This is a genomic window from Ancalomicrobiaceae bacterium S20, assembly GCA_040269895.1.
In the GTDB taxonomy this organism is placed as follows: Bacteria; Pseudomonadota; Alphaproteobacteria; order Rhizobiales; family Ancalomicrobiaceae; genus Methyloraptor; species Methyloraptor flagellatus.
On sequence record CP158568.1, the window covers coordinates 1,881,624 to 1,903,755 of the forward strand.

A 22,132-nucleotide genomic window follows, 5' to 3' on the forward strand; every position below is an offset into this window, starting at 1 on the left:
CGAACGACTTCCGTTTCCAGGGTTGCTCGAAGGTTGTGCATCCGGTTTTCGGCGACAGTAGGGCCGAGGCATGTCACGACCGCGCCAACGCGTCAGACCTTACACTCGACCCCGTCCATCGCCGCATTCTCGCGACGCCGCCCGGCTCCCCCGCCCGATCCCGACCGGTCTGCCGCGACACGACGCTCGATCGATGCCAGACATCTGGCACCGGTCGGTTCGACACGCCTCGCGATCCTCTCGGCCCCATCGGATGACACTTGCCGGCTCCAGCATCGTCATCCGTCCCGAGGATCGGCGGTCGAACGAAGGTCGTCCCGCAGAATTCCGCCCGCTTTTCGGACAGGCTGCACGCTCGGCGTACTTTGTGACCGAATGGCGGCGGATCGGACGGGTGAAACCTTAGACGAAATTCATTGAAAGACCGTGTTGCACCGACGTCACATTGTTTCGGCGCGGCGGTCTACGCCCATCGACACGTGTCGCGGCGCACACGGTCTCGACGCGCCCCAGGGACCGGACGCGGCTCAAAGGCCGAGGCGCGCCCTTGCGGCGCGCGAGCGATGTTCGCGCGCCAGGTCTTGCTCGGCGGTTCGGCAGCAAATCGCTTGTCGCGGCATCCGGAATGCGGCTGCAGGTCACGAGAGGGGCGCGAGCCGCGCCTCTCCGGACCTCGGCATGGCGTCAGACGAGCCGCGAGAGCGCCTCGCGGACCTTCTCGGCGCGGGCGCGGTATTCCTCGCGCTTCTCGCGGTTCTCCTCGACGACCTCTTCCGGCGCCTTGGCGACGAAGGCCTCGTTGCCGAGCTTGGCGTCGATGCGCCTCACCTCGTCGTCGAGCTTCTTCAGCTCCTTGTCGAGGCGGCTCTTCTCGGCGCCGAGATCGATGACGCCCTCGAGTGGCAGGCAGAAGGTCGCCTCGCCGAGCACGATCTGCGCCGAGGCACGCGGCGCGGCGTCGGCGAAGCCGATCTCCGACAGGCGTGCCAGACGCTGGATCGCCGCGCCATGGGTCTCGGCCCAGCCGCGCGTCGTCGCCGAGGCGCCGACCACGACCAGCGGCATCTGGGTCGCCGGCGGCACGTTCATCTCCGAACGCACCGAGCGGATCTCCGAGATGATGCCGATCAGCCAGTTGATCTCGTCGGCCGCGTCGCCGGTGGTCGCGCCGGCCTTCGGCCATTCGGTCAGCACCAGCATGGCTGGACGGCGAAGGCCTGCGACCTCGGCGGTCTTGGCCCAGATCTCCTCGGTGATGAAGGGCATGAACGGATGCAGCAGCTTCAGCGCCTCGTCGAAGATCGCCGCATAGGTCGCGCGCACTTCGTCCTTGGCCGCCTGATCGTCGCCGAGCAGGATCGGCTTGGCCAGTTCCACGTACCAGTCGCAGAACGTGTCCCAGACGAAGCGATAGGCCGCCGCGGCCGCGTCGTTGAAGCGGTAGGCCAGGATCGCCTCGGTGACCGCCTCGACGGCCCGCGCGCATTCGACCGCGATCCAGCGGTTGACCGTCAGCCTGGCGCCGGCCGGCTCGAAGCCGTCGACGTTGACGCAGCCGTTCATCTCGCCGAAGCGGGCGGCGTTCCAGAGCTTGGTCGCGAAGTTGCGGTAGCCCTCGACGCGCTTGGTCGACAACTTGATGTCGCGGCCCTGCGCGGCCATGGCGGCGAGCGTGAAGCGCAACGCATCGGCGCCGTACTCGTCGACGAGGTTCAGCGGGTCGATGACGTTGCCCTTGGACTTCGACATCTTGGCGCCCTTCTCGTCGCGGACGAGGGCGTGGATGTAGACGTCCTTGAACGGCTCGACGGGCTTCCCGTCGGCGTCCTTCATGAACTCCATGCCCATCATCATCATCCGGGCGACCCAGAAGAAGATGATGTCGAAGCCGGTCACCAGCACGCTGGTCGGGTAGTAGCGCGCGACCTCGGGCGTGGCATCCGGCCAGCCGAGCGTCGAGAACGGCCACAGCGCCGAGGAGAACCAGGTGTCGAGGACGTCCTCGTCGCGCTTCAGCTCGACGTCGGCGCCATAATGCGCCTTCGCCTTGGCGGCGGCATCGGCCTCCGACAGGGCGACGAAGGCCTCGCCGTCCGGGCCGTACCAGGCCGGGATCTGATGGCCCCACCAGAGCTGGCGCGACACGCACCAGGGCTGGATGTTCTCCATCCACTGATAGTAGGTGTTCTCCCAGTTCTTGGGCACGAAATTGGTGCGGCCCTCGCGCACTGCGGCGATCGCGGGCTTGGCCAGCGTCGCGGCGTCGACGTACCACTGCAGCGTCAGATAGGGCTCGATCGGCACGTTACCGCGGTCGCCATGCGGGACCATGTGCGTGTGCGGCTCGATCTTGTCGAGCAGGCCACGCTCCTCCATCGCCTTCACCACCGCCTTGCGCGCGACGAAGCGATCGAGGCCGTGGAGCGCCGCAATGGTCGCGTCGAGCTCGGCGGAGGCCGGCACGCCGGCGAGGAAGTCCTCATTGTCCTTCAGAACAATGGCCGCTTCCTCGTTCATGACCGAGATCATGGCCAACCCGTTGCGCTTGCCGACCTCGAAGTCATTAAAGTCGTGTGCCGGGGTGATCTTGACCGCGCCGGTGCCCTTCTCCTTGTCGGAGTAGTCGTCGGCGACGATCTTGATCCGGCGGCCGACCAGCGGCAGCACGACGTCCTTGCCGATCAGGCTCGTGTAGCGCTCGTCGGTCGGGTTCACCGCGACGCCGGTATCGCCGAGCATGGTCTCGGGGCGCGTCGTCGCCACGACGATGTAGTCGCGGGTTTCGAACTCGGTCGGCGCCCCCGCCTCGTCGAAGGCGATCGGATGCTGATAGGTGACGCTGTCGGCAAGCGGATAGCGGAAGTGCCAGAGGTTGCCCTTGACCTCGACCTGCACGACCTCGAGATCCGAGATCGCGGTGAGGAGCTTCGGATCCCAGTTCACCAGCCGCTTGTCGCGGTAGATCAGCCCCTTGGCGTGCAGGTCGACGAAGACCTTGAGCACGGCGCGCGACAGGCCCTCGTCCATGGTGAAGCGCTCGCGCGACCAGTCGCAGGAGGCGCCGAGGCGCTTCAGCTGGTTGACGATCGTGCCGCCGGATTCGGCCTTCCAGGCCCAGACCTTCTCGAGGAATTTTTCGCGGCCGATCGCGCGACGGCCCGGCTCCTGACGCTCCATCATCTGACGCTCGACGACCATCTGGGTCGCGATGCCGGCGTGGTCGGTGCCCGGCTGCCAGAGCACGTCCTTGCCCCGCATACGCTCGAAGCGGATCAGAATGTCCTGCAGCGTGTTGTTGAGCGCGTGGCCCATGTGGAGCGAGCCGGTGACGTTCGGCGGCGGGATCACGATCGTGTAGGGTTCGGCACCCGGCTTGGCGCCCGCACCGGCCTTGAAGGCACCGGCGGCGTCCCAAGCGGCGGAAATGCGCGGCTCGAACTCGGCCGCCTTGAACTTGTCTTCGAACATGATCGATCCGGATTCTATCAGGAGTGCGCCGGCTCACGCGCCCGTGGCCCACGGGAAGCCCGGCCGAAAGTCAGGGGTCCGATAAGGCAGAGGGCTCGGGCGCTGTCAACCGCATTGGACCGCGGCCAAGCGCTTGAGCGCGCATGGCTCGAGTGTTCCGCGCAAGGCCGAGCCGCCGATCGGACCGGTCGCCCGACCCGACGCGCTCTCGAGGCGCGGACGCCCGTCTGGCTCGAATGCAAAACGCCGGCTCGCGGGGAGCCGGCGTCGAACACGATCGGATTTCCAAGCCGCTCGTCAGTGCACGCGCGCGGTCTGGGCGACCGACAGCATGATCTGGTTCGTGAGCAGGTCGGCGAGGCAGGCGTAGCCGCGGTCGCCCATGTGGAAACTGTCCTTCGACAACAAGGGCATGATGCCGCCGCCGCCCTCGACCTGGGCATCGATCGCCTTCATCAGCCGATAGCGCGGGAACAGGCCGATGTGGTTCTCCTCCGCCGTCGCCTTGACCACGCCGACATAGCGTTCATAGCGGCCGACATCGGCGATCTTGGGGAAATATTGCGGGTCGATCAGGATCATGTCGACGCCGCGCGAACGCGTCGCGCGCACGCCGGACTCGATCAGGGTACGGAACTGCGCCTCGCTGTTGCCGGCCGTGATCGCATCGTTGGTGCCGACCTGCCAAATCACCAGATCGGGCTTGTAGCGCTCCAGCTCGAGCTGGAGGCGGACGATCGTCTTGTCGATGGTCTCGCCGCCGATGCCGGCATTGCGGACATCGACCTTCACGCTGCGCATGCGGGCGCCGAGATCGACCGCCAACTGGGCCGGGTAGCTCTTCTGCGGGCTCGACGCGCCGATGCCCTCGGTCGACGAGGAGCCGATAGCGAGCACCTTCAAGCCCATGCGGCGGGCGAGCCGATCGGCCGTGCGCTCCATCGCGCCGCCGGTGCGGAGCGAGAACGTCTTGGGCAGACACATCGGATCCGGCGCCGGCTCGGCCTCCTCGGCCCGCACGGGTGCGCCGGTCAAGGCCGTCCCCGCGGCGAAAACCGCGAGGAGAAAGCCGAAGGTCGTGAAAAACTTGGAGAGACGCGTACGCGCTGTCAGCGGGAAGCCGGCGAGAGTCGTTGCCATTCGAGTCGGTTCACCATCCAGCACAGTGCGTAAATGCCCGCGCCGACGAACACTATATCGAACAACACCGAGTCCTGCCAAGTCTGCTTCAGAATCTGTCCGAGAGCACTGAGCAGGCTGACCGAGCAGAAGGCAAACAGAGAGTTGCGTCCGAGCAAGGTCACCGGCGCGTAGATCGGCGTTCTCTTCAGCTTGGCCGTCAGGGAAAGATGAGCCAGCAAATAGGCATGGGCCAGGAAGTCGATGATCCGGATGGTACCGAGGTCGGTCTTGCTCCAATCCAGGTAGGTACCGACATGGTCGACCAGCCCGGGCATCGTGCCGAACACGTTCGACACGACGAAGGCGACCACGACCGCGTAGACGGCCGCCATCCAGAACAGCACGCGGTTGTACGGGATCGGCTCGGCGCGGATGGTGAAGCCGATGAACATGCCGATCGCGAAGATGAACTGCCAGCAGAGCGGATCGAAGTACCAACCGCTGTCGGCCGGCCAGGTCGGCAGGTTGATATCGAAGACACGCGCAACGAGATAGAGCGTCGCCGCCCCGCCCAGCATGACCCAGCGGTTGCGCATGCCGACCATCAGGTAGAGCGGCGCGGCCAGCATCAGCACGACATAGAGCGGCAGGATGTTGAAGTAGCCGATCTGGTGGGACAGCGCGAAGATCGCCGGGAGCGCGCGGTACGGATCGTAGATCAACGCGGCGCGGCCGTAGTCGTGGATCAGATCGTCGGCGTGGGTGACCAGGAAGGCAGCGCCGACCAGAGCCAGACCCAGGAAGGTCAGCACGAGGTGCGTCACATAGAGCCGCAGCGCGCGCTTCAGCACCGGCACCGACGCCTTGTCGGCACTCTGCGACAGGAAGCGGTTGCCGTAGGCGAGCACGACCGAGAGACCGGACAGGAATACGAAGGCTTCGGCCGAGTCAGAGAAGCCGAAGTTCCGAGGCGTGACGAATTCGAGCACGTTGCCCGGGATATGGTTGACGAAGATGATCAGCAGGACCAGACCCCGCCAGAAATCGATCGCATCGATTCTCTTCGTCATCGCCATGGTTGCTCTCCGGCCAGCACAAACAACGCACCAGTCAGATGAACGTCAGCTTCGCGTAATCACGCAAAGGACGTCGCCCGGGCCCGTTCCCTCATTTTACCTGACAAACGCGCAAAGACACTGCTTTTTCGCACCTGCGACATCTTGATATCGCGGTTCCCGAGAAGTGAACACATCGGAGGGCAACACGTTCCATGCCCCGAGGATCACAAGCACGCGACTTCTACGTCAGGGTACCGACAGCTTAGCTGCAGAGCAGCATCGCCACGGACGCCCGCGCCCTTACGAAGACTGGCCGGGTCTTTGAAAAAATTGAAGAATCCGGATCGCGGGTCCCTCACCCGCCGAACCGCCCCCTGCCAATCCGCCGCCCTGACCCAAGGCCGGTGCCCGCGCTAAAACGAAAGAGCCCGAACGACGCGTTCGGGCTCGATCCATTTTTCGCTTTGCGGGGACGGACGCCTCGGCGCGCCGCAAAGGCGGCCCGCCGCGGCGGAAGAGAAAAGCGGCGCGCTCAGCGGCCGCGGCTGACCCGCTCGATCTCGGCGCGCACGAGGCGCTCGACCATGGTGGGCAGGTTCTGGTCCAGCCAGCCCTTCAGCATCGGCCGCAGCATGTCCTGCACCAGATCCTCGAGCGTGCGCGCGTTCGACGATAGAACCGTCATCGCCAGCTGATTGAACGCCTGCGATACGACCTGATCGGTCGTGTCGGAGACCAGACGCTCCATCGGGTCAGGCTCGACCGGCGGCGGGGCCGGCCGGGGCGGCGGCGGAGGGGCGGCGGCGCGGCCATGCGCACGGGCTCGGGCGCCGGCTTCGGTGGCGGAGCCGGTTCGGGCTCCGGTTCGGGCTCGGCGTCGAATTCCGCGTCGATCTCCTCGAAGGCGAGATCGCCGCCATCGGCAATCCCTTCGACCAGCGGCGGATCCTCGGCGAGTTCGGGGGTCAGCTCGAGGACTTCCTCGTCCTCGTCTTCCTCCTCAGGCTCGGCTTCGTCCATCGCCAGTTCGGGCTCCGGCTCGGGCTCCTCGGCGGCGCTGTCGGCGAACAGCTTGTCGAGATCGTCCTCCGAAACGGTATCGGATACCGGTTCGGGTTCCGGCTCCGGTTCCGGCGCGGGCGGCGGCGCCGGCTTGGCTTCGGCCTTCGGCTTGGCCGCCCCGTCCTCGTCGGCGATGATCCGCCGGATCGAGGCCAGGATCTCCTCCATGGAGGGTTCCTGCGCTTGCGGCTTTGCCATGCACGTCTCCAGCGCCGGCGATCCGGCGAAGCTCTGCAACGCGAATCAAGAAGATCCACGTTCGCGATTTCGAAATACTACAATGGCGGGCGCCGAACGGAAGGAACCGCGCCCTGCCCGGTTGCGGTTTTCCCCCGCCGTGCACCTCGGATCATTTCGAGCCCATCTCGCGCCGCATTACAAAACGCGAAACGGCCCCTTCGCAGGAAGGGGCCGCATCTTGATCATTTTCGGTTCGTCATTGGCGGTTCGTCATTGGCGATCCGTCGGCCGGCGAACCTCGTCGGCGGCCGCCAGCGACGACGATCGGCTCAGCGTCCGTCCGGCGTGCGCAGGCCGAACCAGCTGTCCTTGACCGCATTGTAGTGCTGGCTCGGATCGTACCGCGTCACCCGCAGGTTCAGGTGCCCCGAATCGAGCCGGCCGATCGCCTGCGCGAGCTGGAAGGCGAGAACCACGCGGTTGGTCTCCGCGGTCACGAGGTTCGAGCGCGCGTTGACCAGTTCGGTCTGCGCGTTCAGCACGTCGAGCGTGGTGCGCTGGCCGACGCGCTGTTCCTCGACGACGCCGTTGAGGGCGAGCTGGTCGGCCTCGACCTGGGCGCGGGCGGCGGCGACCGAGGCACCGGCCGCCTGCAGCGAGCCCCAGGCCGCGACCACGGCCTGACGGACCTGATCGCGCGCGAGATCGACCTGGATGCGCGCCGTGCCGAGTTGCTCCTTGGCCTGGCGCACCTTGGCGTATTCGGAACCGCCCTGATAGATCGGCACAGTCAGATTGAGGCCTACCGAAGCCGAGTTCGTCGAATGCGCGCTCGGCGACTGGTCCCACTGGCGGCTGACGCCCGCCTGCGCGCTCAACTGCGGCAGGAGCTGGCCTTCGAGCACCTTCACGTTGAAGGCGGCGACGTCGACGTTGTGCACGCTCGAGCGGATCGCCGGATGCTCGCTCTGGCCGGCCGAGACCGCCGCCTCGATCTTCTTCGGGAACAGCTTTTCGACCGGCACGGAGCCGGTCAGCTTCTTCGGCTCGACGCCGACGATCTGGCGGAACGTCGCGCGCGAGGCGTTGAGCGTCGCGCGGGCGGCGTTCAGCTGCGACACGGCGAGCTGGTAGCGCGCTTCGGCCTGGGCGACGTCGGTCTGCGTGCCTTCACCGACGCCGAAGCGATCCTTGGCCGCGCGAACCTGCTCGGACAGGAACTTCGTGTTGCTCTCCTGGAGCGCGACGAGCGCCTGATCGCGGATCACTTCCATGAAGATCTGCGCGGCCGAATAGAGCACCTGCTGCTCGGTGTTGCGCAGCGCCTCGCGCTGGGCGAGCACCGAGGCCTCGGCCTGCTTGACGCCGTTCTCGACCTGAAAGCCGGTGAACAGCGGCTGCACCAGCGTGACCGACATGGACGCCGGATTCGACGCATAGCCGACCCTGCCGGTCGGCGCGCCGATCTGCAGATCCTGGGCGCCATAGCTGCCGGACGCCGAAATGCGCGGGCGATTGCCCGCCTGAGCGATCGAGACGTTCTCGTCCGTCGCCCGACCGGTCGAACGGGCGATATTGATCTGGGGGTTGTTATTGTAGGCGAGCGCCAGGGCTTCTTGGAACGTTTGCGCTCCGGCCGGAGCGACCGGGCCGAGCAGAGCCGCAGCCGCGATGCCGAACCAGACCGATTTCTTCACCGCCACGGAGGTGCTCCTTCAGTCATCCACGGAGACATCGGCGCGCTCCATCCCCCACAGACGGAATCGAACCACATCGGAGCCATTTGTAGAGATGCGGAAGGCCAGTGAGAACCACCGGCCGGGCCTCGCGGGGACAAATCAGCAGACCGATGCTCGTAAGCAACAGTTAATGAATGTTACCGAATTCCGGCCGCCGGTCCGTAACGCTCACGCTGGCCCCGAACAAGCGAAAGGCGGCTGGCCGTCGCCGGCCGCCGCCTTGTCGGAGAGCCCGGATCGCGTCCGTACGATGCCTCAGAAGACGAATTCCTTCGGGCGCGCGAAGCCCGGCAGCGGCTTGACGTTGCAGTTGAACGCCGTGCGCGTCCCGACGTCCGCGCCCGAGCGGGTCATGATCGTGGCGCGGCCGGCGAGGCTGCGACCGACGACCGTCACCAGCCGGCCGCGATCGGCGAGCTGGGCGACGAGCGCATCGGGGATGAGTTCGACCGAGCCGTCGATCAGAATCAGGTCATAGGGCGCGCCGGCCGGCCAGCCCGCGGCGAGCGCGCCGGTCGCGACCTCGGCGTTGTCGATCGCCAGACGTCCGAGGGTCGCGGTCGCCTCGGCGGCGAGGGCGGTATCCTCCTCGAGCGCGACGACTGACCGGACCAGATCCGCCAGCAGCGCGGTCGCATAGCCGGTTGCGGCACCGACCACCAGCGCCTTGTCGGTCTTGCGCGGCTCGCCGAGCTGGATGAGCTTGCCGAGCGGATGCGGCTGGGTGACGAAGCGGCCCGGCGCCACCTCGATGTGCTCGTCGATATAGGCGAGCGGCTTCAGACGATCCGGAACGAAGGCCTCGCGCGGAACGGCGCCGAAGGCGTCCAGGATGCCGTGGTCGGTGACGTCGTTGGTGCGCAGCTGGGTGTCGACCATCTGCCTGCGGCTCGTCGCGAAATCCGGCATGTCGTTCCTCGATGGCGGGGACGGATCGGAGGCTTCATAAGCCCGCGCCCGCAGGGACACAAGAGGGACAGGCGGCCGGGATCGGCAGGTCCGTCGAGCGGCCCGCCCCTGCCCGACGGCGGGCTCAGCGTCCGGCGCGAGGGTCGAAGGAAAGAGGCCGAAAAAACGAAAGCGCCGCGACGATGCGCGGCGCTTTCGAAAAACCGGTTGGAGGCCTCGTCCGGATTCGAACCGGAGTACACGGATTTGCAGTCCGCTGCGTAGCCACTCCGCCACGAGGCCGCCTGAGCGGGGTTCTTTAAGGGGCTCCAACTGCTTGCGCAAGGGCTGGCTTTGATCTTCCGCAGATTTTTCGACATCCGATCCGCGAAGGCTCGTCGGAGGGCAAGCCCGATTCACGTCGATTCGGCTCCTGAGCCCCAACGAGACCCAGCTCTGTCCGGCGGCTCGATCGAGCACAACCCGGCAGCAACCTCTCTTTGGTTGTATAAAGCAAAAATACAAATCTTGATGGCATCCCCACCTATGTCGTCGGGGGAACCATGCTCAAGTCGTCAATCATCGCCGCCGCTACGGCCGCGTTCGTGCTCGCCGGCTTCGGCATTTCGGACGCCGATGCCCGGTCCCGGAGCTACGGCTACCATGCAACGAAGTTCAGGACCGGGACCTGCAAGCGGTCGAGCTGCTTCGCCAAGCATCCGACCGGCCGCTACGTCTACCCGCTGCGACGCTGAACTCACCCGCCCTTCATCACCAGCGGCAATCCCGCCGCGACGAAGGTCACGCGGTCGGCCACGGCGGCGGCGCGTTGGTTGAGGCGGCCCTGATGGTCGCGGAAGCGGCGCGACAGGGCGTCGGCGGGGACGAGGCCGAGGCCGATCTCGTTGGAGACGAGGATGATCGGACCGCCGGCCAAGCGGAGCGATTCGATCAGGGTCGCGATCTCGGCTTCGACGTCGCGGTCCGAAAAGGTCACGTTCGACAGCCAGAGCGTCAGGCAGTCGACCACCATCACGCGATCCGGCCGCGCCTCACGCGCGAAAACGCCGGCGAGATCGACGCCCTCCTCGATCGTCGACCAGCGGGGCCGCGCTCGGCGCGGTGGCGGGCGATGCGGTCGGCCATTTCGGTGTCTCCCGCGGACGCGGTCGCCACCATGAACGGCGCGAGGCCGCTCGCCTCGGCGCGGTCGAGCGCGATCCGCGTCTTGCCGGAGCGGGCGCCGCCGAGCACGAAATCGATCCGGGGCAGGACGGGGACGGGCGACGCGGACATGTTCGGCCTCTCCAACTCTCTCGGCACGCGCCGCACCGTCGTCGAAGCCGCGGCGGAAGACAACGGCTTTCCACCCGGCGCAAGTGTGGCCGACCGTTTCGACGCTCGCGACCGCGCCGGCAGCGCGGCACCCTGCCGGATTCGTCCCGAGCCGTTCCGCGGCAACGGGATTCGGCTGCGCCGGCAAAGCGTCCTTTCCCTCGGGGCGACTTTTCCACAGTGCGCGGATAGAACGGGGCCTGCGCCGAAACACGGCCGAAAACCGCGCATTCGGCGCGACGGGGCATCGCCGGAGCGCCCTCCCCGCGCGGTGGCGGAACGCAGGACGACTTCAGGGGTTGGCAAGCCGGAACGACCTTGCTATAGACCCCGCCCACACGCCGACGCGTGATCCGCGATAGCTCAGTTGGTAGAGCGTTCGACTGTTAATCGAATGGTCGCAGGTTCGAGTCCTGCTCGCGGAGCCAGTTTCAAAGAAAGCGCCCGGACGATGGTCCGGGCGCTTTCTTCTTTTCAGACCACAGTCAGGCTTCTTTTCAGACCAAAGCCCGGGTCGAGATCATGCCTCGGGCCACAAGGCCGAGGCGTCTCGGCAAATGCCGCTCAGGACGCCTGCCGGATCGTGCCGAGGAAGCGATCGACTTCCGAGCCGAGCACATCGGCCTGACGGTGCAGGTTGGTCGCCGCGGTCAGCACGTCGCCGGAGGCGGTGCTGGTACGGCCCACGGCTTCGATCACCGACGAGATGTTCTGATGCACGACGCCGGCGCCGCGCGAGGCCTCGTGGATATTCCGGGCGATGTCCTGCGTGGCGATGCCCTGCTGGTCGACCGACTGGGCGATCTCGTTGGCGATGCCGTTGATCTTCTTGATCGTGTCGGAGATGCCGACCATCGAGTTGACCGCGCCGTTGGTGGCGTTCTGGATCTCGGCGATCTGCTCGCCGATCTGCGCGGTCGCCTTGCTGGTCTGGTCGGCGAGCTGCTTCACCTCGGCCGCCACGACGGCAAAGCCCTTGCCGGCCTCGCCGGCGCGCGCGGCCTCGATGGTGGCATTGAGCGCGAGCAGGTTGGTCTGGCTGGCGACGCCGGAGATCAGGTTGACGATGTTGCTGATCCGCTCGACCGCACGCGACAGGCCGCGGACCTGATCCATGACACCGTCGGCTTCCTGCACGGCCTCGCCCGAGGTTTCGGTCGAGGACACGACGAGGCGGCGGATCTCGTCGATCGAGGCGGAGAGCTCGGTGGTCGCGGAGGCGACCGTGCCGACGTTCTCGGCCGCCTGCTCCGAGGCGCGCACGACCGCATGCGAGCGATCGGACGTCTCGCCGGCGGTCACGTCCAGCGAACTGGCCGAGACCTGGAGCTGCTCGGACGCCTTGCGGACGGTCACGATCACCGAGCCGACGACGTTCTCGAAGCTCTCGGCGAAGGCGCGCATGGCGGCGCGGCGTTCGCCGGCCATCGCCTGCTCCTGCTCGGCCCGTTCGTGGCGCAGGCGCTCGGCATCCGCCATGTTGTCGCGGAACACGGCCATGGCCTTGCCGAGGTCGCCGATCTCGTCGGCGCGGTCGGCATAGGGCGCGTCGGTGGAGAGGTCGCCGTGTGCGAGCCGCTCGATGCGGTCGCGCAGCACGCTGAGCGGGGTCGTGACACGGCGGACGAGGAAGGTCGACACGGCAACGACGACGACGACGAGGCCGACCAGTGCGCCGAGCGAGCGCCACAGCGCGCTGTTGGCGGCCGCCTCCTCAGCCTCAGCCGCATCGGTTGCCGCCCCGAGCGCCGCAACGGCGACGTCGACGGCGGTGTCCATGCGCGGCACGATATAGGCAATGAACTCCTGCGAGGTCATCGCGGGCTTCTGCCCGGTGGCGAGCGCCTCGGCGATACCGGCCTGAACATCGAGCACCTCGGGGACGAAGTACTCCCGATCGGCCCGTTCGATCGCCCGGGCCAGCTCGGCCGGCAGCGCAACGCCCTTGGTCAGGTCCTTGGCGCTGCCCCAGCTCTCCACGCCGCGGCTCAGCTGGCCGGACAAGGTCCACGCCAGGCTCTTGCCCGGGCCGCCGGCGGCGGTGCCCGTGGTCGCGGAGATCTTGGCGAGCGCGTCGACGACCGTGGTCGACGCGTCGCCGATGCCGAGCCGCGCCTTCCAACTCAGCATCTTGATCGCGAACATGCGATCGACGAAGCCCGACTTGTTCGACACTTCCTGCGAGATGCGATCGTCGAGCCGCGCCAGCAGATCGAGCAGCGCGGTGTTGGTGTCGTAATAGTCCTTGGCGAGGTCGGGACGGCGATCCTTGAGCGGCAGGCCGAAGGCCGCGACGGTCTCCTTCTGAAGGGTCGCCTGCCGATCCACGAGCCGCTTCAGCGCGTCACGCTCCTTGTCGAGCGAGGTCAACACGGAGCCCTGCATCAGCGACAGCGTCTCGGCCAGCGACGCATTGGCGACGTCCCGCGAGGTCTTGATCACCGGCGGCACCGCACCGAGCACGGCCTCGGCGCGCAGCGCCCGGCTGGTGTTGGTGCGATCGACGCGCAACTTCGGCAGCGCGCGGAAGGCTGCCGCGTTGATCGACGCGGCATCGACGACCTGTTTGGCGACTCTGGTCCCAACCCATGCCGTTACGGCACTCTCCACCGCCATTCCAAAGATGACGAGCGAGAACAAGCCGAAGATGGAGAGAAGAAGAACCTTGATGGAAACCGATCGCATGTCGACACCCGCAGTGCAGTTTGCCTGAGGTGATCGGTAGGAGGAAAAGATTAATACATACTTTGATTGCCAAAATTCAGGATATCAACGCTGAGCCGTCTTAACAGCAACAGCGCGTTGAAATGTCTTAGAATTCACGGCAATCGCACGCAGGTCGCGTTCAAACATGGCTGATCAACAGCACGATCGCGATGGCCAGGAAGGCCGCGTGAGTCGTGATCATGCCGAAGGCGCGCGACGGCAGGCGGCCGGTCAGCATGCCGTGGGCATGGGCGGCGCGGCCGAGTGCGAAGATCCCGCCGAGGGCCGCCACACCCCATATCGCGACGCCCGAGGCCTCGACCAGGCCGAGGCCGATCAGTCCGAACGGCACGTTCTCGACGAAGTTGCCGTGGGTGCGCATGCGGCGGAGCAGCAGGTCGTCGGCCCCCGCGCCGGTCGAGATGTTGGTCGCCTTGCGCCGGAACGACACCGACAGCGACAGCACGACCAGGGCGACGAGCGCGCCCGCGGCAAACAGCGACGTAACCGGCAGTGACGACATGTTTCCCCCCTCTTCTTTCTCTTCTCAGCGCACGCGCGCCAGCGCCTGCGCCAGTTCGACGGCCGAGCGGACGGCGAACTTGTCGAACAGCCGCGCCCGGTGCACCTCGACCGTGCGCATGGTGATCCCGAGCCGATCGGCGATCTGCTTGTTCAGAAAGCCGTCGAGCACGAGATCCATGACCTCGCGCTCGCGCGTCGACAGGCTCTGCAGCCGCTCCTGCACGGAGGCCGCCGCCCGCGCGGCACCGAGGCGGCGGCGCGATTCGGCGAGCGCGACGACCAGCCGGTCGACCAACTCGTTCGGATCGAACGGCTTCTCGATGAAGTCGGCCGCGCCCTGCTTCAGCGACTGTACCGCGAGCGGCACGTCGCCGTGGCCGGTCAGCATGATGACCACGAACACCGTGTTGCGGCGGCGCAGTTCTTCCAGCACGTCGAGGCCGGAGAGCCCGGCCATGCGGATGTCGAGCACCACGGCGGCGGGGCGGGCGTGATCGGCGCCGGCGAGGAAGGCCTCGCCCGACTCCCAGGTCAGCGCCGTCAGCCCGCGCGAGCGCATCAGCCACGTCAGCGAATCGCGCATGGCCGGATCGTCATCGACGACGTGAATGTCCCCGCCCTCGGCGCTCGCGTCCACAGCGCCGACCGGATTCGTCCCGGCCGAGACGGCTTCCGTATCCGGATGCTCCTCGCTCATGCCTGCCCTCCCTCGGCGGCGGGAAGATAGATGACCGCGAGCGTGCCGCCACCCGGCCGGTCGTCGAGCGAGAGCCGGCCGCGGTGCAGCTCGACGATGGACCGACAGATGTTGAGGCCCATGCCCATACCTTCGGTCTTGGTGGTCAGGAACGGCTCGAACAGCCGGGGCTTGAGGTCGGGCGCGATCCCGGGGCCGCGGTCGGCCACCTCGAGCGCGATGCCGCCGGCCGGCTCGCTGTTCACGTCGTCGGCCGGGCCGCGTTCGCCGGGTACAGGCCGGAGCGTGATCTCCAGCATGCGCGCGCCCGGCCCGGCGCCCGATCCCGCCATCGCCTCGATGCCGTTGCGAATCAGATTGTGCAGGACCTGCTCGAGCAGGATGCGGTCGCCGGCGACGGCCGGCAGACCCGCGTCGATATGGACGACGAGCTCGGTCCGCGACTTCCGGGCATCCGGGTCGACGAAGGTGGCGACATCCTGCACCAGCGCCGCCAGATCGACGGTCGAGAACCGGGGTTCGCGCTTGCGGACGAAATCGTGCACGCGCTTCAGGATCCGACCGGCGCGACGGGCCTCGTGCTCGAGCTTGGCGAGCGCCTCGCCGATCAGGCCGCGGTCGGCCTTCGGATCGGCGAGCAGGTTCGAGCAGCCGGCGGCGTAGGTCGCGATCGCGGCGAGCGGCTGGTTCAGCTCGTGGGCGATGGTCGAGGCCATTTCGCCCATGGTGATCAGGCGTGCGGTGCGCACCAGTTTCTCGGCCTCGAGCCGCTCGCGCTCGGCGCGCTGCTTGGCGTCGGTCACGTCGATGATCGAGCCCATCCAGCCACGGTGCTCGCCCTCGGCATCGACCAGGGGCGCCTCGTAGACCATGACGTCGAAGATGCGGCCGTCGCGGTGGCGGAACCGCGTCTCGAACTCCTGGATCGGCGCGGCGGCGCCGGTGGCGAGCGCGTCGTGGCGGGCGAGCGTCTCGTCGATCAGGTCGGGCACCCAATAAGGCATCGGCGGCCGATGACCGATCAGTTCCTCGGCCGAATAGCCGACCAGGCGGCAGAACGCCGGGTTCACGTAGGAGATCGTGCCGTCGAGATCGCGGGCGCGCATGCCGACGGTCAGGCTCTCCTCCATGGCCTTGCGGAAGGCGTGCGCCTCGGTCAGGCGCGCCTCGGCCGCCATCCGGCGCTTCAGTTGCCGGCTGCGCGCGAAGATCGAGGCGGCGGCGAGCAGCGCCAGACCGCAGATGACCGAGACCAGCAGATCATAGGTGAAGTTCGAGCCGGCCTTCAGCGGCACCAGGCTGAGGCCGACGCCGGGAAACGGCGGATCGAAGGAGATCGTGTGCCGGAGCGCCGGCGAGCCGCCGTGGACGGTCGAGCGTTGGGCGAGTTCGGTGCCGTCCTTGTCGATCAGCGAGACGAGTTCGTTCTGCGCGATCCACCAGGGCACGTGCTGCTGCAGCAGCCGATCGAGTTGGTAGACGACGACGATCGCCCCTTCGGTCGCCGTGCCGCGCCAGACCGGCGCGACCAGATCGATCTTGGCGCCGTCGGCAATCGGCGGACGAACGGCGCCGAAGACGGGCCGGCCGACCGAGCGGGCGAATTCGACCGCCGCCTCGGCCGCTCCGGTCAGCGGCACGTCGGCCGCCGAGGGCGGCACCGCGACGCGCGCCGTGCCGTCCGGCCGGCGCCAGACGATCTCGGTCGCTTCCGAATGCGCCGCCAGGAAGGTTCTGAAACGCGAGGCGGCGGCCGCATCGTCGAGACCGCCGGCGATCTCGAAGGCGGTCCGCTCGACCACCTCGCGGCCGGCCTGGATCTGGAAGCGCAGCGCTTGTTCGACCCAGAGCGCGTCGCGAATGACGCCGAGGCGGACTTCCTCGCGCTCGTCGCGGTCGACGATCGCCATCAGAACGGCGATCAGCGCTGCGATCAGGATGACCGCGATCACCGGCGTCGCCTCGATCGCTCGATCGATCAGCCGCGTGCCGCGCGCCGCCGAGACGGCGGCCGGCGGTGCGGCGTCGAACAGCGTTGGATCGGGGCGCGGCGTCATGGGGCTCCGGGGCACGGGGCGGCGTTCGACATCGCAGTCTATCCGCTCGCCGCGCCGTGCGGAACCGACCCTGCGACGGCGCATTGCGTCGGGCGCGCCGCGTACCGCGTCGGCACAGGGCGCGGTCGCGGTCTAGTCCCACGCACGAGTTCGCCTCGCTCGGCGAGCTAGCCGCTGGAGACTCGGTCGGCGTTCTGCAGTGCACACAAGAATTCCGTCATTGAAGGCCAGCTTAATTGCATACCGGAAATGCACTATTCAATCGTTTGAATCTTGATCATGATTTCCCCTGGGCCAAGCAGCCCATAAGAAACATCGGGAGGAAGAATCCATGAAACCGATCACGGCGCTTTTCGCCGCGACCTTGCTCGCCTCTGCGACCGCGGCCGTCGCGGACGACAACTTGGAAAAGCTCGGGCAGTTCAAGACGACCGGCGCCTCGCCGGAAATCCCGACCATCCCCCAGACCGGCCCCAAGGCCGACGCGATCAAGAAGACGCTCGCCAAGATCAAGCTGCCGTCCGGCTTCAAGATCTCGCTCTATGCACTGGTGCCGGACGCGCGCCACATGGCGGTCGGCCCGCAGGGCGTCGTCACCTTCGTCGGCACGCGCAAGAACAAGGTCTATGCGGTCACCGACCGCGCCAAGTCCGGCGTCGCCGACGACGTGAAGCCCTTCGCCTCGACCATCGATCTCTCGATCCCGAACGGGCCGTGCTTCTCGAAGGACGGCTTCCTCTACATCGTCGAGCAGAACCGGGTGCTGGTCTATCCGGCGGCGGAGTTCTTCTACGAGAGCCCGGACGTGGTCGCGGTGCCGATCGTGCCGAAGGGCGAGCTCATTCCGAAGGACGAGGAAAGCTACAACCATACCGCCCGCGTCTGCCGCGTCGGGCCGGACGACAAGCTCTACATCACGCTCGGCCAGCCCTTCAACGTGCCGGCACCCGAGAAGCTCGAACTCTACAAGAAGTGGGGCATCGGCGGCATCATCCGCATGGACCGCGACGGCAAGAACCGCGAGGTCTTCGTCAACGGCATCCGCAATTCCGTCGGCATGGACTTCAACCCGAAGGACAAGTCGCTCTGGTTCACCGACAACCAGGTCGACGGCATGGGCGACAAGATCCCGCCGGGCGAGCTCAACCGCGCCACCGAGGCCGGCCAGAACTTCGGCTTCCCGTGGTACGGCGGCGGCAAGGTCCGCACCAACGAATACAAGAGCGAGACGCCGCCGGCGAACGTCGTGTTCCCGCAGGTCGAGATGGACGCCCACGCGGCCGATCTCGGCATGGTGTTCTACACGGGCAAGAAGTTCCCGAAGAAGTACCAGGGTGCGATCTTCTCGGCCCAGCACGGTTCGTGGAACCGTACCGATCCGGTTGGCGCACGTGTCATGGTGACCTATCTCAAGGAGGACGGTACGGCCGACAAGACGGAGACCTTCGCGGAGGGCTGGCTGACCAGCGACGGCGAATATCTCGGCCGGCCGGTCGACGTCGCGATGCTGCGTGACGGCTCGCTGCTCGTTTCCGACGATTTCGCCGGAGCGCTCTACCGGATCAGCTACGAGGGTCACTGATCCGGCCCACCTTCTGATCGCCCGTCGGTGACGGCGTGCGGCCCCCGCGATCGGCGGGGGCCGCACGGTACGGGAGAGACCACGCATGACATTTTCGACCAGTACAGTCCGCGAAACCGGTTCGCGGATGCTTCTGTTTTCGCTTCTCGCGCTCCTGTTCGGGGGCGCGCCGGCGCAGGCGGCGGGGGACGTCGCGGCCGGCAAGCAGAAGGCGCGGCAGTGCCAGACCTGCCACGGGCTCGACGGCGTCGCCAAGATCGCCGAGGCGCCGAACCTCGCCGGCCAGAACGAGCACTATCTGGTCAAGGCGCTCGGCGATTATAGGTCCGGCGCACGCAAGAACGAGATGATGTCGGTGATCGCGCCGAACCTGTCCGACCAGGACATCGCCGATCTCGCCGCCTATTACGCCGCCATCGAGGTCACGGTCGGCAAGCGGCCCTGACCCGTCGGTCTTTCAAGCCTCACTGCAGTTCGGCGTCGCGCCCCTCCCCGGCGGCGGACGCCGCTCCATCTTTGCCGCATGGCCGACGTCGTTCGGCCGCCGTTCATCGAAACGTCGCCACGATGGCGCGACAACGATGGGCGATGCCACGGGTCGCGGGACCGGGCCGGCGCTGCGCGCGCCGGTGCCGCCCCGCCCGATCCGGCAGGCAACGCCGGCCAAGAAGGAGCCAGCTTTGACGTCTCTGAAGATGAACGCCCTCATGGGCTTCACCGCCCTCGCCTCGCTCGTCGCGCCCCTCACCGCCTCGGCGGCCGAGATCAGCCGGGCGGAAGCGGATCGGATCCAGTCGAACATCCGCTCGATCATTCCGGCGATCTCGGGTGGCGCGGCCGGCGTCACCGTCGATCCCGACGGCGATCACTATCGGCTGAAGATGGACATCGGCGCGCTGTTCCGGGCGCTCGAGCCGTTCGATCTGCACTTCTCGGCGCCGGGGCCGTACGAGCTGTCGCTGGCACCGCTGCCGAACGGCGACTTCCGCTTCTACGACGCCGTCATGCAGCCGATGTCGCTCAAGGCGAAGGATCAGACCAGCACCGTCCGCTTCGAAGGCGTCACCTACGACGGCATCGCCGACCCGACGCTGTCGCTCACGCGCCAGGCGACCCTGACCATCGCGCGAACCGTCAAGGAAGCCACCGCGCCGAAGCTCGTCTCGACCGGAGAGGAGAGCGGCAGCCGCTTCGACATCGCCGCCACGGAGACGGCTCCCGGGCTCGTCGACATGAAGGTGGTGCACTCCGTCAAGCAGATGATCAATCACTACGCCTTCGGCGACGACCCGAAAGGCGCGCCGGAGTTCACGCTCGACGTGGCGACGGGCGCCTACAAGGCGACCGTGACCGGCACCGGCGTGCGCTGGGAGGCGCTCCGGGCGCTGGTGCGTTGGGCCGCGCCGAAGCAGACCCGCGCCGAATTCGTCGCCGACGGGGCGACCGGCAAGACGCTGCTCAAGGCCGCGCTGCCGACCGGCGACTCGCTCGGCTACGAGGCGTCGGTGGCGGACCTGTCCGTGTCGGCCAACCACTTCGGCACCGCGACGATCGCCAGGATCGAGGCGACCATGGGCATGGGCGCCGCGGCAAAGGTCGAGGCGTCCGGAACGGGCGCGTCGGCCAGTCCGCTGACCTACGGCGCCAGGGCGACCGGCATCGCCGTCGCATCGCCGATGATGCCGGACTGGGCGAAGGGGCTGGTGCCGCACACGATGGACGGCTCGGTCGGTGCCCGCGGCATCGACCTGCCGAAGCTGCTTACGGCCGCGATCGACAAGGCCGACTTCGCGGCGCCGGAGCCGCTCACCGAGGCCGACTGGGCGACGCTCGTCGCCGCCTCGGGCACCGAGACCGTCTACCCGAAACTCTCGGCCACCTCCGATCTCTACGACATCAAGGTCACAGGCGAAATCGCGGTCAAGGCGCCGCATCCGACCGGCACGCTCATGGTCCGCGCCAAGGGCCTCGACAAGGTGCTCGCCGCGCTGCAGGCCGCCAAGGGCGCGGGCGGCAGCGGTCAGGCGATGGTCGGTCTCTACGCCGCCAAGGCGCTGTCGAAGCCGCAGGCCGGCGAGGACGTCTGGGGCATCGAGTTCACCGAGGACGGCCGAATGCTGATCAACGGCCAGGAGTTCGGCGGCAAGAAGAAGTGAGTTTTGCTCGGATCCGCCAGGGTCCGGCGCACCATCGACAACCCAGACGGCCCGGCCTTGAGCCGGGCCGTTCTCGTTCTGGCGCTGTCATCGGAGCATGGTATTTCGGAAAACCACAAGGGTGCAGACGGCGGTCACGCGGTGTAAGGTTTTTGTTACGGATCGTGAGAATCCGACAAGGGAGATTTCGTCATGAGGAAAATTGCCACGCTCGCGCTCGCCTGCGTTTTCGCGGGTCTCGCCGCCGGGTCGGCCGCCGCCCAGGACATCGTGATCAAGTTCAGCCACGTGGTGGCGCCGGACACGCCGAAGGGCAAGGGCGCCGACCGGTTCAAGGAACTTGCCGAGAAGTACACCAACGGCAAGGTCAAGGTCGAAGTCTATCCGAACAGCCAGCTCTACAAGGACAAGGAAGAGCTCGAGGCGCTCCAGCTCGGCGCCGTCCAGATGCTGGCGCCGTCGCTCGCCAAGTTCGGGCCGCTCGGCGCGAAGGAATTCGAGCTCTTCGACCTGCCCTACATCTTCCCGGACACCAACGCACTGCGGGCGGTGACCAACGGGCCGATCGGCAAGGCACTGTTCCAGAAGCTCGAGACGAAGGGCATCGTCGGTCTCGCCTATTGGGACAACGGCTTCAAGATCATGAGCGCCAACAAGGCGATCACCAAGCCGGAGGATCTCCGCGGCCTGAAGGTGCGCATCCAGTCCTCCCAGGTGCTCGCGGCGCAGATGAAGGCGCTCGGCGCGCTGCCGCAGGTCATGGCCTTCTCCGAGGTGTACCAGGCGCTGCAGACCGGCGTCGTCGACGGCACCGAGAACCCGCCGTCGAACATGTACACCCAGAAGATGCACGAGGTGCAGAAGTACGCGGCGCTCACGAACCACGGCTATCTCGGCTACGCCGTGATCGTGAACAAGAAGTTCTGGGACGGCCTGCCGCCCGATACGCGCGCCGCGCTCGAAAAGGCGATGAAGGAGGCCACCACCTACGCCAATACGATCGCCCAGGCCGAGAACGACAGCGCGCTCGAGGCGATGAAGAAGTCGGGCAAGACGACGTTCTACACCCTGACCGATGCGGACCGCGCCGCGTGGATGACCGCGCTGAAGCCCGTGCACCAGGAAATGGCAAGCCGTATCGGCAAGGATCTGCTCGAGAAGATCTACGCCACGACCAAGCGCTGATGCCTGCACCGCGCCCGGCGACGGTCAGAGTCTCCATCGAGATCATCTGAGTCGGCCGGGCGCGGCTCGGCGCACAGTCGAAATTGTCCGCCCGCCGTTTGCGCGGGTCCAGCGTGCCGCGCAGGAATCGCAGCGGTTAGCCGCGGGAGCGGCTCCGGGAGCCATACGGCCGTCGCCCTTCACTGACGGCGGTTATCGGACCGGATCGAGACCCGGCCCGCCGTTGCGGGCACCACAATGACAGCTTCGAACCGGCCCGAGGTCGGCGCCCGCGCCCGGCCGCGCAGGACCAGCACGCCACAGACCATGGGCCGAACGTTCGGCGGCGTCGTTCGACCGGCGATTGTCGCGATGGTCGGTGCAGGAAACCGC

General features: G+C 67.2%; 16 protein-coding genes, 2 tRNA genes and 1 pseudogene. 6 read left to right on the top strand and 13 right to left on the bottom strand.

The genetic code is table 11. The annotated features are described in order from the left end of the window. Positions 1-684: 684 nt before the first annotated feature. The 8 genes from ABS361_08650 to ABS361_08685 form a co-directional block, all read right to left on the bottom strand. Positions 685-3,468 carry a valine--tRNA ligase gene (locus ABS361_08650; protein XBY46273.1) on the bottom strand — a complete coding sequence of 928 codons (2,784 nt, stop codon included), beginning with the start codon at positions 3,466-3,468 and terminating at the stop codon, positions 685-687. 297 nt (positions 3,469-3,765) lie between these two features. Next, entirely contained in the window at positions 3,766-4,608 is an 843-nt protein-coding gene (locus tag ABS361_08655) for an SGNH/GDSL hydrolase family protein (protein ID XBY46274.1), read from the bottom strand. Further along, positions 4,578-5,666 (bottom strand): OpgC domain-containing protein, encoded by a 1,089-nt coding sequence (locus ABS361_08660; protein ID XBY46275.1) that lies wholly within the window; start codon positions 5,664-5,666, stop codon positions 4,578-4,580. Before ABS361_08660 ends, ABS361_08655 begins: the two co-directional genes overlap by 31 nt. Before the next feature lie 514 nt (positions 5,667-6,180). Beyond that, positions 6,181-6,333, bottom strand: coding sequence for a DUF2497 domain-containing protein (locus ABS361_08665; GenBank protein ID XBY46276.1), 153 nt, complete (start codon positions 6,331-6,333; stop codon positions 6,181-6,183). Beyond that, a complete protein-coding gene (locus ABS361_08670; GenBank protein XBY46277.1) occupies positions 6,330-6,908 on the bottom strand; it encodes a hypothetical protein in 579 nt (192 codons plus the stop codon). The genes ABS361_08665 and ABS361_08670 overlap by 4 nt, the downstream gene beginning before the upstream one ends. A 311-nt stretch (positions 6,909-7,219) precedes the next feature. Further along, the gene (locus tag ABS361_08675; protein ID XBY46278.1) at positions 7,220-8,593 is read right to left on the bottom strand and encodes a TolC family outer membrane protein; all 1,374 of its coding nucleotides are present in this window, start codon (positions 8,591-8,593) and stop codon (positions 7,220-7,222) included. A 291-nt stretch (positions 8,594-8,884) separates the two neighbouring features. Continuing rightward, positions 8,885-9,538 carry a protein-L-isoaspartate O-methyltransferase gene (locus tag ABS361_08680; protein XBY46279.1) on the bottom strand — a complete coding sequence of 218 codons (654 nt, stop codon included), beginning with the start codon at positions 9,536-9,538 and terminating at the stop codon, positions 8,885-8,887. A 208-nt stretch (positions 9,539-9,746) separates the two neighbouring features. After that, a tRNA-Cys gene (locus ABS361_08685) sits at positions 9,747-9,820 on the bottom strand. Positions 9,821-10,080: 260 nt separating this feature from the next. Between ABS361_08685 and ABS361_08690 the strand changes: the two genes are divergently transcribed. Continuing rightward, complete coding sequence (locus ABS361_08690; GenBank protein ID XBY46280.1) at positions 10,081-10,272, top strand: hypothetical protein; 192 nt, start codon at positions 10,081-10,083, stop codon at positions 10,270-10,272. A 2-nt stretch (positions 10,273-10,274) separates the two neighbouring features. Here the strand turns inward: ABS361_08690 and cobU are convergent. Beyond that, a pseudogene (gene cobU, locus ABS361_08695) lies at positions 10,275-10,813 on the bottom strand (bifunctional adenosylcobinamide kinase/adenosylcobinamide-phosphate guanylyltransferase). 391 nt (positions 10,814-11,204) lie between these two features. Here cobU and ABS361_08700 point away from each other — a divergent pair. Continuing rightward, positions 11,205-11,280: transfer RNA gene (locus ABS361_08700), tRNA-Asn, on the top strand. Between the two features lie 136 nt (positions 11,281-11,416). On the opposite strand, the gene ABS361_08705 is transcribed toward ABS361_08700, so the two are convergent. From ABS361_08705 to ABS361_08720, 4 genes are all read right to left on the bottom strand, one after another. After that, on the bottom strand, positions 11,417-13,537 hold the full coding sequence (locus ABS361_08705; protein XBY46281.1) for a methyl-accepting chemotaxis protein: 2,121 nt from the start codon (positions 13,535-13,537) through the stop codon (positions 11,417-11,419). A 160-nt stretch (positions 13,538-13,697) separates the two neighbouring features. Continuing rightward, positions 13,698-14,081 (bottom strand): MAPEG family protein, encoded by a 384-nt coding sequence (locus ABS361_08710; protein XBY46282.1) that lies wholly within the window; start codon positions 14,079-14,081, stop codon positions 13,698-13,700. Between the two features lie 24 nt (positions 14,082-14,105). After that, the gene (locus ABS361_08715) at positions 14,106-14,780 is read right to left on the bottom strand and encodes a response regulator (protein ID XBY46283.1); all 675 of its coding nucleotides are present in this window, start codon (positions 14,778-14,780) and stop codon (positions 14,106-14,108) included. Then, a complete protein-coding gene (locus ABS361_08720) occupies positions 14,777-16,837 on the bottom strand; it encodes a PAS domain S-box protein (GenBank protein ID XBY46284.1) in 2,061 nt (686 codons plus the stop codon). The genes ABS361_08715 and ABS361_08720 overlap by 4 nt, the downstream gene beginning before the upstream one ends. Before the next feature lie 331 nt (positions 16,838-17,168). On the opposite strand from ABS361_08720, the gene ABS361_08725 reads away from it, so the two are divergent. From ABS361_08725 to ABS361_08740, 4 genes are all read left to right on the top strand, one after another. After that, entirely contained in the window at positions 17,169-18,419 is a 1,251-nt protein-coding gene (locus ABS361_08725) for a PQQ-dependent sugar dehydrogenase (protein ID XBY46285.1), read from the top strand. Positions 18,420-18,546: 127 nt separating this feature from the next. After that, positions 18,547-18,864, top strand: coding sequence for a cytochrome c (locus ABS361_08730; protein XBY46286.1), 318 nt, complete (start codon positions 18,547-18,549; stop codon positions 18,862-18,864). Between the two features lie 235 nt (positions 18,865-19,099). Next, positions 19,100-20,575 (top strand): hypothetical protein, encoded by a 1,476-nt coding sequence (locus ABS361_08735; GenBank protein ID XBY46287.1) that lies wholly within the window; start codon positions 19,100-19,102, stop codon positions 20,573-20,575. 192 nt (positions 20,576-20,767) lie between these two features. Further along, positions 20,768-21,760 (top strand): TRAP transporter substrate-binding protein, encoded by a 993-nt coding sequence (locus ABS361_08740; protein ID XBY46288.1) that lies wholly within the window; start codon positions 20,768-20,770, stop codon positions 21,758-21,760. Positions 21,761-22,132: the final 372 nt, after the last annotated feature.